This window comes from Candidatus Tisiphia endosymbiont of Dascillus cervinus (assembly GCF_964026405.1).
Lineage (GTDB): Bacteria > Pseudomonadota > Alphaproteobacteria > Rickettsiales > Rickettsiaceae > Tisiphia.
The window spans coordinates 486,111-498,364 of record NZ_OZ032146.1; the positions used below are offsets into that span (position 1 = coordinate 486,111).

Below are 12,254 nucleotides of genomic sequence, written 5' to 3' on the forward strand. Positions count from 1 at the left end.
GTTTATAAAAAGGTTTAGTTAATGAAAAATAATCAAAAAATCAAAATTCGTTTAAAGTCGTTTGATCACCGCTCGCTTGAGCAAGGTACTAGAGAAATAGTAGGGGCTGTTAAAAGAACCGGTGCTGATATAATTGGTCCAATTCCGTTGCCAAGGACAATTGAGAGATTTACCGTTAATAGGTCTCCGCATGTCAATAAAAAATCAAGGGAGCAATTTGAAATTAGAATTCAGAAAAGACTTTTGATAATAAGTTATCCAACTCCTCAGACTGTTGATGCTTTAAAAAAAGTTGATTTGCCTGCTGGTGTTGATGTTGAGATTAAGTTGGAGAGTGTTGAGTGATGAGAACCGGTTTAATTGCTAAAAAAATTGGTATGAGTTCAATTTTTAATGAAAAAGGTGAGAGATTTACCGTTACTTTTCTACAAGTTGAAGATTGCCAAGTAGTAGGACAAAAGACCCTAGAAAGGGATGGCTATAATGCTTTGGTTATTGGGGTAAAAGATAAAAAATTATCTAAAGTAACAAAACCAATGAAGCAGGTATTTGCTAATGCTCAAGTTACGCCAAAGGAAAAATTGAAGGAATTTAGAATTTCTGAAGCTTGTTTCCTTGATGTAGGTTTTGTATTGCATGTGGATCATTTTGTTATTGGTCAGTTTATAGATGTTGTAGGTACTACTATTGGTAAAGGTTTTGCTGGTAGTATGAAAAGGCATAATTTTAGAGGACTTGAAGCTTCACATGGTGTATCTGTGTCTCACCGTTCGCATGGTTCTACTGGTGGTAGACAAGATCCTGGTAAAGTATTTAAGAATAAGAAAATGGCTGGTCACATGGGAAATACAAGAGTTACTATTCAAAATTTGAAAGTAGTCGATACTGATATGGAAAAAAGCATAATCATAGTTAGTGGAAATATTCCTGGTTCAAAAGGATCTTATGTCTACATTAAGGATGCTATTAAGAAAACCATTACAGCTATAGGATAAACTATATGAAAGCCAAATTATTAAATCTTGAAAATGAAGCTGTTGGTGAGATTGATTTAGATAACGAAGTTTTTGCCGTAGATTTTGTTAGGGAAGATATTATCAAGCTTGTTGTTGATTGGCAGAGAGCTAAAGCTATGGCTGGTACACATCAAACAAAGACAGTGTCGCAAGTATCTGGTACTACAAAGAAACCTTTTAAGCAAAAAGGTACGGGTAATGCAAGGCAAGGATCTTTAAGATCTGTCCAAATGAGAGGTGGTGGAGTTTCTCACGGTCCAGTAACAAGGAGTCATGCTACAAAATTACCAAAAAAAGTTAGAAAACTTGGTTTAAAACATGCTTTATCAGAAAAATTGGCTGAGGGAAAGCTGCTAATAGTAGATTCTTTAAAATTACATGAATCCAAAACTTCTAATCTTATAAAATTATTAAATAATTTTCATGGTAAAAGTTATTTTATTGTTAGTGGTGATGAAGTTGATATCAATTTTTCTTTGGCAGTACAAAATATTCCAAATACTATTTCAGTACCGCAAATTGGTGCAAATGTTTATGATATAATACGCCATGATTATGTTTTGTTATCACAAGAAGCTGTAGATGCTTTAGAAAAGAGGTTAAAGTGAAGTCTTATAAACATTATGATATTATTAGGAATCCTGTGATCACTGAGAAGACCAATATTTTATCTGAGCAACAAAATAAGTTTACTTTTCATGTTGCTGGTAGTGCTGAGAAAGCTTCTATCAAGATGGCTGTTGAAAAGATTTTTCAGGTTAAGGTTAAAAAAGTTAACATAATGAATGTAAAAGGTAAGAGAAAAAGATTCAAGGGTGTTAATGGCAGACAATCAGATAAAAAGAAAGCAATTGTGACGTTAGAAAAAGATTATACTATTGATTTTACTGGGGGTATTAAATAAATGGCTTTAAAAACGTTTAATCCAGTTACTCCATCCCTTAGAGAATTAGTACAGGTTGATAAATCTGATCTTTGGAAGGGTAAGCCTCATAAACCTTTAACTAAAGGTTTATCTAAGACTGGTGGTAGAAATAATTTGGGCAGAACCACTTCTTGGCATAGAGGAGGAGGGCATAAAAGACTTTATCGTATAATCGATTTTAAAAGAAATAAACAGGATATATTTGCCACTGTTGAAAGAATAGAATATGATCCTAACAGAACTTCCTTCATTGCTTTAATTAAATTCGATGATGGTGAGTATTCTTATATTTTAGCACCACAAAAGCTTATTGTAGGAGATAGAATAGTATCAAGTGATAAAGCTGACATAAAAGTAGGAAATTGTTTATCTTTGAAATCTATTCCTGTTGGTACTACTTTACATAATGTAGAAATGAAAGTTGGTAAAGGTGGTCAAATTGCAAGATCTGCTGGTACTTCTGTTAATTTAGTAGGTAAGGATTCGGGTTATGCACAGATCAAGCTTCGATCTGGAGAATTTAGATTGATACCGTTAGATTGTAAGGCTACCATAGGTGTTGTTTCAAACCCTGATCAAAAGAATACCAATTTAGGTAAGGCCGGAAGAAATAGATGGCTAGGTTGGAGACCACATGTTCGTGGTGTTGCAATGAATCCATTCGATCACCCACATGGGGGAGGAGAAGGAAAAACTTCTGGTGGTCGCCATCCAGTGACTCCATGGGGTTTCCCAACTAAGGGTAAGAAAACACGTAAGAATAAGCTTACATCAAAATTTATTATTAAGAGAAGAAAGTAATTAGGTAGTAATTATGGCTCGTTCAGTTTGGAAAGGACCTTTTGTAGATGGTTATCTGATAAAAAAAGTACAAAAATTGATTGAATCTGGTAAATCAGAAATGATTCAGACTTGGTCTAGAAGGTCAACAATTTTACCATTTTTTGTTGGAATAACATTTGCTGTACATAATGGAAATAAATTTATACCTGTTACTGTAAGTGAAGAAATGGTTGGTAAAAAATTAGGTGAATTTTCTCCAACTAGGACTTTTCATGGTCATGGCACAGATAAAAAAGTTAAGAGAAAATAGATATGGTGAAGGTGAATAAAGGCTCTACTACAGCAATTGCTAAGTCTCTTAGAGTGAGTCCGAGGAAATTGAATTTGGTTGCAACTTCTATTAGGAATATGAAAGTGTCTGAGGCTCTAATTCAGCTTACCTTTTCCCCTAGAAGAATTGCTCAAGATGTAAAAAAATGTTTACAGTCTGCTGTTGCTAATGCTGAAAATAATTTTGGTTTAGATATTGATACTTTGTTTATTACTTCTGCAACTGTAGGTAAGGCGTTGGTGATGAAAAGAATTATGCCAAGAGCTAAAGGAAGAGCAACAAGGATTAATAAATTTTTTAGTAATTTATATATTACAGTTACTGAAGTTGAGGGGAAATAAGATATGGGGCAGAAAGTTAATCCGCATGGCTTTAGAGTTGGTCCGACATTAATTAAAGGTTGGGACTCGGTGTTATATGCTGATAAGAAGCAGTATAAAGTCCTTCTTATCCAAGATTTAGAGGTTAGAAATCTAGTTAATAAGAACTATGTGCAAGCACAAGTTAGTAGAGTATTAATAGAGAGGCCTTCTAATAAGAATGTTATAATTAATATTTTTGCTAAAAAGCCTGGAGTTATTATAGGTAAAAGTGGTAACGACATTGATAAATTAAAAAAATCTGTCCAAAAAATTACGGGTTTAGAAGAAATATATATTAACATACATGAAGTAAAGAAGCCTAATATAGACTCTAACATTATTGCTCAAACGATTGCTATGCAGCTTGAAAAAAGAGTGTCTTTTAGAAAAGCTATGAAAACCGCTATCCAAGCCTGCTTTAAGCAAGGAGGGTTAGGTATAAAGGTTGCTTGTTCTGGACGTTTAGCTGGAGCTGAAATAGCGAGAACAGAGTGGTATAGAGAAGGTAGAGTACCTTTACATACTTTGAGAGCTGATATTGACTATGCGACTGCTGAAGCTATGACAACTTATGGAGTTATAGGTATAAAGGTTTGGGTCTATAGGGGTGATCATGTGGAAAATAGAAAGAAACATAATTAATTTTGAAGTAAAATAATGTTAGCTCCGAAAAAACAAAAATTTAGAAAAGCACATAAGGGGAGAGTTTCCTCAAAAGCAAAGGCTGGTACTATGCTAGCTTTCGGTTCTTTTGGCTTGAAATCGTTAGATGGTTTAAGGGTTACCGCAAGACAAATAGAGGCAGCAAGAAAGGCTGCAGTTCGTTGTATGAAAAGGCAGGGGAGATTATGGATTAAAATTTTTCCGGATTTGCCTGTGTCAAAGAAGCCTGCGGAAGTTAGAATGGGTAAAGGAAAAGGTTCTACTGAATTTTTTGCAGTGAGAGTATCACCTGGAAGAATTATGTTTGAAGTGGAAGGGGTTACAGATGATATAGCGACGAAAGCACTTGAGCTTGCTAGTGCAAAATTGCCTGTAAGAACAAAGATAGTGAGGCGTTATGAATAATTTAGGGGTATCAGCAAAGGAATTGGTTAGGCAGACTACGGAAGAGCTTCACAAAAAGAGAATTTTGTTTAAAAAAGAGTTTTTTAATCTACGGTTTCAAAGAACATTAGGTGAATTACAAAATACTAGCAGGTTTTCTTTTGTAAAAAAAACAATAGCTCGTATTAATACAGAGTTAACTATAAGATCAAAAACTGGAGAATAGGGAAATGCCGAAAAGAGTGCTACAGGGCGTTGTTGTAAGTTCGAAAACTGATAAGACTATTACAGTTAAAGTAGAGCGTAGGTTTAAGCATCCTAAATACAAAAAAATTGTAAAAGTCTCTAAAAAATATGCTGCTCATGATCCAGAGAATACTTATAAGGATGGTGATAAGGTTAGTATAGTTGAAAGTCGTCCTATATCTAAAACTAAGTCTTGGGTGGTGTTAGGGGATGTAAAGGTGTCTCTCTAATGATAGGTTTGGTTGTCACAGAATGGTGAGTTTTATCCTTTGACTTTGTTATTTAGATTGTTTATTTTGTTGCGTTATTAAATTCTCAAGTGGAAGTAAGTTATGATTCAGATGCAGAGCATCTTAGATGTTGCGGATAACTCTGGTGCTAAAAAAATTATGTGTATTAAAGTGCTTGGTGGTTCACATCACATGATAGCAAATCTTGGGGATGTCATTGTGGTATCTATAAAAGAAGCTTTACCAAGCGGAAAAGTAAAAAAAGGTGACGTACATAGGGCTCTAATTGTTAGAACAAAAAAGGGTGTTAGAAGGGCAGATGGTAGTACAATTAAGTTTGATTCTAATGCAGCAGTACTTTTAAATAAGCAAGGAGAACCAATAGGTACAAGAGTTTTTGGTCCTGTAACTAGAGAATTAAGGGCAAAAAAATTCGTTAAGATTATGTCACTTGCAGAAGAGGTGTTGTAATGATTAAGCTAAAAATTAAGAAAGGTGATGAAGTTATTGTTATCACCGGAAAAAATAAGGGAAAAAAGGGTAAGGTCTTAAAGGTTTTGCCTGAGCAAAATAGAGCTATTGTTTCGGGTATAAATATTGTTCGCAAGCATGTTAAGGCGAGTAAAACAAGTGAAGGTGGCATAGTGTCAAAGGAATTATCCATACATATATCCAATGTTGCTCACATAGATCCTAAAACAGGTAACCATACAAAAGTTGCTTTTAAATTTCTAGAAGATGGCTCTAAAGTAAGAGTAGCTAAGAAGTCTGGTGAAATTATTAGTAATAAGGAAGGTAAGTAATGTTGCTCAGGTTTAAAGATTTATACACTAAAGAGATTGTACCAAACTTACAGAAAGAGTTTGCGTACAAGAATAAACATCAAATGCCTAAGGTTGTAAAAATTGTTGTTAATATGGGTGTTGGTGAGACGGTTGCAGATTCTAAGGTAATTAATAATGCTGTCAATGATCTAACTCTAATTTCAGGACAAAAGCCTTTAGTAACTGAGGCCAAAAAGTCTATTGCTACTTTTAAGCTTCGTGAAGGTATGAAAGTTGGTTGTAAAGTTACTCTGCGCAAAGATAGAATGTATGATTTTTTAGAGAGATTAGTAATCGTTGCTCTACCGCGTATTAAAGAATTTAGAGGTTTCTCAAGCAAAAGCTTTGATGGTAGAGGTAATTTTACTTTTGGTATAAAAGAACAGATTGTTTTTCCAGAGATTAATTACGACAAGATAGATGTAATTCGTGGTATGGATATCACGATTGTTACAAGTGCTATGAATAATGAAGAAGGTAAATTATTACTTTCTGGCTTTAATTTGCCTTTTTATAATTAATTTTTAGAAGAAAAATAGATGGCTAAAGTAAGTTCTATAAAAAAGAATAATAGAAGAAGAAAGATGGCACAAAGTTTATATAACAAGCGTGCTAAATTAAAGGACAAGATTTACGATAAAACTTTATCTTTGGAAGAAAGATTTTCGTTAGTGATGGTTTTAGCTAAGTTACCTAGAAACTCAGCTATGAATAGAGTTCGAAATCGGTGTGAGCTTACTGGACGTCCAAGAGGAGTGTATAGTAAATTTGGTCTATCGCGAAATAAGCTGAGAGATCTTGGTAGTAAGGGATTAGTTCCTGGTTTGATTAAAGCAAGTTGGTAAAATAGCTTGAATTCGATATAACTTATTATATCGAATTCAAGGGTTAAGTAGAAACAATCAGGTTTGAAGCGGTTCAGTACCTGATTGTTAAAATGTAATATTCTATTCAATAGGTGGTTTTAATAATTAAAATCACCCATTGAATGATGAAAAAAGTTGAAATGCACTCGTAAAAGTCGCTTCAAGGGTACACTTTTTCTTATAACAAAGCCAATTCGATATAAAAATTCTTATATCGAATTGAGGTTAAAATAGTAGGTTTATCGTATGTCAATGACAGATAATATAGCGGATATGTTGACTAGAATTAGAAATGGTCAAAAAAGTAAATTGATGAATATATCTCTACCTTGTTCAAAAATAAAATGTGCTATTTTGGATGTTTTAAAAAAAGAAGGTTATATAAAAGAGTATGTAGTTGTCAAGGATGGTAATATAAGTCATATTGAAGTGGATCTAAAATATTCTGTTAATGGAAAACCTGCTATATGTGAAATAAGTAGAGTTTCAAAACCAGGTAAGAGGATTTATTCTTCTATTGATAAATTAAAAGGATATTATAACAATATGGGTATTTATATTCTTTCTACTTCTAGAGGAGTTTTATCAGATAGAGAAGCACATAGCCAAAAAATTGGCGGTGAAGTAATTTGTAAAGTGTTTTAAGGTATAAAGATGTCACGTATTGGAAAATTACCAGTCCCTGTGCCTGAAGGGGTGAAAGTTGAACTTGATGGGTTGAAAGTTAATGTTGTTGGTCCCAAGGGAGAATTAACAAAAACTTTCGCAGGAAATATAGCAATTTTATTGCAAGATAATCAGCTTTTTGTAAAACCATTAGCAGAGACTAAAAGTGCTAGATCTATGTGGGGTACGGCACGAAGTATAATAAATAGTATGATAAAAGGTGTTAAAGAAGGTTTTACAGAAGAGCTTGAAGTCAATGGCGTTGGTTATAAGGCTTTGGTGAAGGATAAATATTTAAACTTAATGCTTGCTAAAAGTCATAATACTAAAGTAGAAATACCTCAAAATATTAAAGTTACCGCTCCTAAACAAAATCAGATTATATTGGAAAGTGTTGATAAAGAAAAATTAGGTCAGTTTATATCAATTATTATAAAGCAGAGACCACCTGAACCATATAAAGGTAAAGGTATTAAACGCAAAGGTCAATATGTTCAGAGAAAAGAAGGTAAGAAAAATTAAAATTTAAGAGTTAAATATGCGTAGTTCAAAGTTAAAGTTTGATATAAGAAAGGCTAGAGTAAGGTCTAAGATATCAAAATCAAACAGACTCAGGCTGTCTATTTTTAAGTCTGGAAAGCACATATATGCACAAGTCATAGATGACAAACAATCAATAACTATTGCATCTGCTTCGACTTTAGATAAAGAAATTAGACAGTTAAAAAAATCCAACTGTAATATTGGTACAGCCACGAAAGTAGGTGATTTAATAGGCGAAAGAGCATCGCTTAAAGGGGTGCAAGAAGTTGTATTCGATAAGGGTGGTTATAAATATCATGGTGTTGTTAAGGCTTTAGCTGATGCAGCAAGAAAAAAAATGAAATTTTAATTTTAGGTTTAAGAAATGGCTAAAGCTAAAAAAAATACGGGTGAAGCACTAACAGAAACTTTGGTGGATGTAAACAGAGTTACTAAAGTAGTAAAGGGGGGTAGAAAATTCTCTTTTTCTGCTTGTATTGTTGCTGGTGATAAAGCCGGTAAGGTTGGTTATGGTCATGGCAAAGCGAAAGAGGTAACAGAAGCTAGAGCTAAGGCTACTCAAGAAGCAAGGAAAGATATGATTAAAATTCCTCTTTATCAAAATAGAACTATTCATCATGATGTCATTGGTAAAAGTGGAGCAGCTAAAGTCATTTTAAGAAGAGCCAAGGCAGGTACTGGTGTTATCGCTGGTGGTGCTATGAGGGCAATCTTTGATTCTTTAGGAGTTCATGATATTGTTGCCAAATCTTTGGGTTCTAGTAATGTATATGCGATGATTGCTGCAACTTTTGATGCGTTATCTCAACTATCTTCTCCAAAGAATATTGCTGAAAGGAGAGGAAAAAGAATAAATGAGGTATCAACTAAATCTACAAAAGGGCAACAAATAATATCAGAACCAAGTGTGCAAGTTTAAGTAGTGTAATAGTCCTTCCAGCGTAGACTTATGAGTGTCAACTTAAGAAGTTTTGATTGGTAGGTAGCAGAATCTAAAAAATAAAGAAAAATGCATTCTTAAAGCGGTTTTGTGAATGCATTTTAAACCTTAAGCTAAAAACATGATTTTAATCTTTTAAAATCATGTTTTTAGCAAAATATTAATTTAACAATCAGATGCAGAGCCGTCTCAAATCTGATTGTTTCGATAATTTCACCGAATTTGCGTGTGAATGGGGCTTTGAAGCAATGGGCTATAGTGAGTCTTTATATTTAAAGTAAAGTAATAATTGGGTTGTAGGAATTTATGAGTAGTAATCAAGAAAAAGTGAATGAGGTAAAGGTTAAAGTTACCCAAATTGGTAGTAGTATAGGTCGTAAATATGATCAGGAAGAAACCTTGGTAGGTTTAGGTCTAAATAAAATGCATAAATCTGTTATTTTGAAAGATACAAACTCTGTTAGAGGGATGATCAAGAAGGTACAACATTTGTTAAAAGTAGAAAATATAAATTAGAATAAATTAGAGTTTAGAAAATGAAATTAAATGAGTTATCTAACAATTTTGGTGCCAAGAAAGATAAAAAAAGAGTAGGTCGCGGTATTGGCAGTGGTAAAGGTAAAACATGTGGCAGAGGTGTTAAGGGACAGAAATCTAGATCTGGTGTAGCTATCAAAGGTTTTGAAGGGGGGCAGATGCCTATGATTAAAAGATTGCCAAAGAGAGGCTTTAACTGTCCTAGTTCTAAGAAATATAGTGTAGTAAATATTGCTGATATAGAATTTTTAATAGCAGAAAATCGTTTGAACTCAACAGAAGTTGTAACAAAGGATAGATTAGTTGAAGTCGGGTTAATTAAGAATACTAACTTATTGGTTAAGTTATTATCTGTTAGCAGTGGTGATTTTAATAGTCCCTTATCATTTCAATTAGATGCTTATTCTAGCTCTGCTAAGAAGTTAATAGAACAAGTTGGTGGTCAAATATTGTAATTTATGAGTTTAAATTCCACACAAAAATCTAATAAAGACTTAGCTAATAGGATTATTTTTACTATTTTGGCTCTTATAGTATGTAGATTTGGCTCATTTATTCCTATAGCGGGTATTGATTCGGTTGCATTAAGCAGTGTGGCTGAACAAAATCAATCTGGTATACTTGGTATGTTTAATATGCTATCTGGGGGCTCTCTAGGTAGAATGTCTATTTTTGCTTTAGCAATTATGCCATATATAACTGCTTCAATTATCATTCAATTAATGTCAATAGCCTACAAGCCTTTAGAGAATTTAAAAAAAGAAGGTGAGGTTGGTAAAAGGAAAATCAATCAATTATCTAGGTATTTAACTGTTTTATTAGCTTCTTTTCAGGCATATGGTGTTGCAGTAAGTTTGGAACATGTTGTGACTAATGTAGGTCCAGTAGTTATTATACCTGGGCTTTTTTTCAAGGTTACTACCGTTATTACTTTAGTTGTAGGTACTATGTTCTTAATGTGGCTTGGTGAACAGATTACTGGTAGAGGTATTGGTAATGGATCGTCCTTAATTATATTTATAGGTATAGTGTCGGGTGTACCAAGTGGCATTATAAGCATGTTTGAGTTGTCAAGAAGTGGTGGTTTGTCTCCGATAGTAGTTATGGCTATTTGTTTAGGAGTTATTGTAATTATAGCTATAATAATTTTCTTTGAGAAGGCACAGAGAAAAGTTTTGGTACAATATCCAAAAAGACAAGTTGGTAATAAAATTTATGGTGGTGATTCGACTCATATGCCTCTTAAACTTAATACTTCTGGGGTAATTCCGCCAATATTTGCTAGTTCGATTTTATTGTTTCCTGTGACAATAGCTAATTTTTCTAGCAATAATTCAGAAATTATGAGTTTATTAACTTTCCATCTAGGGCATGGGAAGCCTTTATATATTTTGTTGTATGTTGCGTTGATAATGTTTTTTAGTTTTTTTTATACAGCAGTAGTTTTTAATTCAGAAGAAACAGCAAATAACTTAAGAAAATATGGGGCATATATTCCTGGCAAAAGGCCTGGTAAGAATACTGCGGAATATTTTGATTATTTGTTAACTAGGTTAACTGTAATAGGTGGTATATATCTTAGTTTTATATGTATAGTTCCTGAAATGTTAATGAATAAATATGCCGTATCTTTTGCCTTAGGGGGTACAAGTTTTTTAATTGTTGTTAATGTTGTTCTAGATACATTTGTACAAATTCAAACTCATTTATTTAGCAGTAAGTATGAGGGATTAATTAAAAAAATGAAGTTAAAAAACTAACTGGTATTATAAAAAAACAATTCTTTAAAGCAAAAAATTATACATTTTAACTTAGTGGAGGGTATATATTATGTTATGTTTAAAGAAGAGTTTCAAATGATTATAGTGCTTATAGGGTCTCCTGGTTCAGGGAAAGGAACTCAAGGGCAGTTATTGGCAAGAAAGTTAAATTTACCTCATGTGTCTACTGGCGATATATTCAGGCAAATGGTAAAGGTTAATAACAAGGATGGTTTGTTAATTAAAGAGTATATGGCACAAGGAAAACTTGTCCCTCCTAAATTGGTGAATAATGTAGTTAAGGAGTTTTTAACTCAGGATATATATAAAAACGGTTATGTTCTAGATGGTTATCCTCGTAATTTAGAGCAAGCTAATTTTCTAAGAATGTTTGCTAATCAAAAGATTAAAGTTGTGTTTTTCGACATAGACGATCAAGTGATTATCAAGAGGATTCTAGGTAGGTTTAATTGTGAAAATTGTGGACAAATTTATAATAGTTATTTCATTAAACCTAAGGTTGATAATGTCTGTGATGTTTGTGGATCAGATAAATTTATGCACAGACAAGATGATGATGAACAGACTATTAAGCAAAGAATAGAAGAATATAAAATAGAAACTTATCCGTTACTTAACTATTATAGAGATAATAGTGAATTCTATGTTGTTGATGCAAATAAGGATAAAGAAGAAGTAGAGCTTGTTTTATATAAAGTATTAAAAATGATTTGACTTTAAGGGATATTTTTATATTATTCCCTTTTGGTTATTATCGAAATTTTGGAGATTATTTGTGGCAAGAATAGCGAGTGTTAATATTCCAGCAAACAAAAGATTAGTAGTGAGCTTAACATATATTTATGGGCTTGGTTTTTCTGCTGCAGAAGAGATTTGTCGAAAAACTGGAATATCTGAAAGTAAAAGGGTCAAAGACTTAACAGATCAAGAGCTTATTATTTTACGTAATATTATTGAAAAAGAATATAAAGTAGAAGGTGATTTAAGAAGAGAGGTGAATCTTAATATCAAGAAGAAAAAGGATATTAGAAGTTACCAAGGTCTTAGACATATAAGAAAGTTGCCTGTTCGAGGTCAGAATACTCATTCTAATGCTCGAACAAGAAAAGGTAAAGCTGTTGCGATTGCCGGTAAGAAAAAAGTTACAAAGTAATATG

At 33.0% G+C, this 12,254-nt stretch carries 24 protein-coding genes; all 24 read left to right on the forward strand.

The genetic code is table 11. From position 1 onward, the window contains the following. Positions 1-21: 21 nt before the first annotated feature. The 24 genes from rpsJ (at position 22) to rpsM (ending at position 12,250) form a co-directional block, all read left to right on the forward strand. Complete coding sequence (rpsJ, locus tag AAGD19_RS02350) at positions 22-345, forward strand: 30S ribosomal protein S10 (RefSeq protein WP_341748171.1); 324 nt, start codon at positions 22-24, stop codon at positions 343-345. Beyond that, positions 345-995, forward strand: coding sequence for a 50S ribosomal protein L3 (gene rplC / locus AAGD19_RS02355; RefSeq protein WP_341748172.1), 651 nt, complete (start codon positions 345-347; stop codon positions 993-995). Before rpsJ ends, rplC begins: the two co-directional genes overlap by 1 nt. 5 nt (positions 996-1,000) lie before the next feature. Further along, positions 1,001-1,624, forward strand: coding sequence for a 50S ribosomal protein L4 (gene rplD, locus AAGD19_RS02360; protein WP_341748173.1), 624 nt, complete (start codon positions 1,001-1,003; stop codon positions 1,622-1,624). Continuing rightward, positions 1,621-1,920, forward strand: coding sequence for a 50S ribosomal protein L23 (gene rplW, locus AAGD19_RS02365; protein WP_341748174.1), 300 nt, complete (start codon positions 1,621-1,623; stop codon positions 1,918-1,920). The genes rplD and rplW overlap by 4 nt, the downstream gene beginning before the upstream one ends. Next, positions 1,921-2,742 carry a 50S ribosomal protein L2 gene (gene rplB / locus AAGD19_RS02370; protein WP_341748175.1) on the forward strand — a complete coding sequence of 274 codons (822 nt, stop codon included), beginning with the start codon at positions 1,921-1,923 and terminating at the stop codon, positions 2,740-2,742. A gap of 13 nt (positions 2,743-2,755) precedes the next feature. Further along, complete coding sequence (rpsS, locus tag AAGD19_RS02375) at positions 2,756-3,034, forward strand: 30S ribosomal protein S19 (protein WP_341748176.1); 279 nt, start codon at positions 2,756-2,758, stop codon at positions 3,032-3,034. 2 nt (positions 3,035-3,036) lie between these two features. Continuing rightward, entirely contained in the window at positions 3,037-3,396 is a 360-nt protein-coding gene (gene rplV / locus AAGD19_RS02380; RefSeq protein WP_341748177.1) for a 50S ribosomal protein L22, read from the forward strand. Between the two features lie 3 nt (positions 3,397-3,399). Beyond that, positions 3,400-4,059 (forward strand): 30S ribosomal protein S3, encoded by a 660-nt coding sequence (gene rpsC, locus AAGD19_RS02385; protein WP_341748178.1) that lies wholly within the window; start codon positions 3,400-3,402, stop codon positions 4,057-4,059. Positions 4,060-4,074: 15 nt separating this feature from the next. Beyond that, a complete protein-coding gene (rplP, locus tag AAGD19_RS02390; protein ID WP_341748179.1) occupies positions 4,075-4,485 on the forward strand; it encodes a 50S ribosomal protein L16 in 411 nt (136 codons plus the stop codon). Next, positions 4,478-4,690, forward strand: coding sequence for a 50S ribosomal protein L29 (rpmC, locus tag AAGD19_RS02395; protein WP_341748180.1), 213 nt, complete (start codon positions 4,478-4,480; stop codon positions 4,688-4,690). Before rplP ends, rpmC begins: the two co-directional genes overlap by 8 nt. A 4-nt stretch (positions 4,691-4,694) precedes the next feature. Next, entirely contained in the window at positions 4,695-4,940 is a 246-nt protein-coding gene (gene rpsQ / locus AAGD19_RS02400; protein WP_341748181.1) for a 30S ribosomal protein S17, read from the forward strand. A gap of 102 nt (positions 4,941-5,042) precedes the next feature. After that, positions 5,043-5,411 (forward strand): 50S ribosomal protein L14, encoded by a 369-nt coding sequence (gene rplN / locus AAGD19_RS02405; RefSeq protein WP_341748182.1) that lies wholly within the window; start codon positions 5,043-5,045, stop codon positions 5,409-5,411. Then, entirely contained in the window at positions 5,411-5,743 is a 333-nt protein-coding gene (gene rplX, locus AAGD19_RS02410) for a 50S ribosomal protein L24 (protein ID WP_341748183.1), read from the forward strand. Before rplN ends, rplX begins: the two co-directional genes overlap by 1 nt. A gap of 2 nt (positions 5,744-5,745) precedes the next feature. Beyond that, positions 5,746-6,285 carry a 50S ribosomal protein L5 gene (rplE, locus tag AAGD19_RS02415; protein ID WP_375331539.1) on the forward strand — a complete coding sequence of 180 codons (540 nt, stop codon included), beginning with the start codon at positions 5,746-5,748 and terminating at the stop codon, positions 6,283-6,285. A gap of 18 nt (positions 6,286-6,303) precedes the next feature. After that, a complete protein-coding gene (gene rpsN / locus AAGD19_RS02420) occupies positions 6,304-6,609 on the forward strand; it encodes a 30S ribosomal protein S14 (protein WP_341748185.1) in 306 nt (101 codons plus the stop codon). 267 nt (positions 6,610-6,876) lie between these two features. Further along, complete coding sequence (rpsH, locus tag AAGD19_RS02425; protein ID WP_341748186.1) at positions 6,877-7,275, forward strand: 30S ribosomal protein S8; 399 nt, start codon at positions 6,877-6,879, stop codon at positions 7,273-7,275. A 9-nt stretch (positions 7,276-7,284) separates the two neighbouring features. Beyond that, positions 7,285-7,818 carry a 50S ribosomal protein L6 gene (rplF, locus tag AAGD19_RS02430; protein ID WP_341748187.1) on the forward strand — a complete coding sequence of 178 codons (534 nt, stop codon included), beginning with the start codon at positions 7,285-7,287 and terminating at the stop codon, positions 7,816-7,818. A gap of 16 nt (positions 7,819-7,834) precedes the next feature. Continuing rightward, complete coding sequence (gene rplR, locus AAGD19_RS02435) at positions 7,835-8,188, forward strand: 50S ribosomal protein L18 (RefSeq protein WP_341748188.1); 354 nt, start codon at positions 7,835-7,837, stop codon at positions 8,186-8,188. A gap of 15 nt (positions 8,189-8,203) precedes the next feature. After that, complete coding sequence (rpsE, locus tag AAGD19_RS02440) at positions 8,204-8,758, forward strand: 30S ribosomal protein S5 (RefSeq protein ID WP_341748189.1); 555 nt, start codon at positions 8,204-8,206, stop codon at positions 8,756-8,758. 327 nt (positions 8,759-9,085) lie between these two features. Beyond that, complete coding sequence (gene rpmD / locus AAGD19_RS02445; protein WP_341748190.1) at positions 9,086-9,295, forward strand: 50S ribosomal protein L30; 210 nt, start codon at positions 9,086-9,088, stop codon at positions 9,293-9,295. Between the two features lie 20 nt (positions 9,296-9,315). Beyond that, on the forward strand, positions 9,316-9,771 hold the full coding sequence (gene rplO / locus AAGD19_RS02450; RefSeq protein WP_341748191.1) for a 50S ribosomal protein L15: 456 nt from the start codon (positions 9,316-9,318) through the stop codon (positions 9,769-9,771). Between the two features lie 3 nt (positions 9,772-9,774). Beyond that, entirely contained in the window at positions 9,775-11,076 is a 1,302-nt protein-coding gene (secY, locus tag AAGD19_RS02455) for a preprotein translocase subunit SecY (protein ID WP_341748192.1), read from the forward strand. A gap of 96 nt (positions 11,077-11,172) precedes the next feature. Further along, on the forward strand, positions 11,173-11,811 hold the full coding sequence (locus AAGD19_RS02460) for an adenylate kinase (RefSeq protein ID WP_341748430.1): 639 nt from the start codon (positions 11,173-11,175) through the stop codon (positions 11,809-11,811). Between the two features lie 61 nt (positions 11,812-11,872). Beyond that, positions 11,873-12,250, forward strand: coding sequence for a 30S ribosomal protein S13 (gene rpsM / locus AAGD19_RS02465; RefSeq protein WP_341748193.1), 378 nt, complete (start codon positions 11,873-11,875; stop codon positions 12,248-12,250). Positions 12,251-12,254 lie beyond the last annotated feature (4 nt).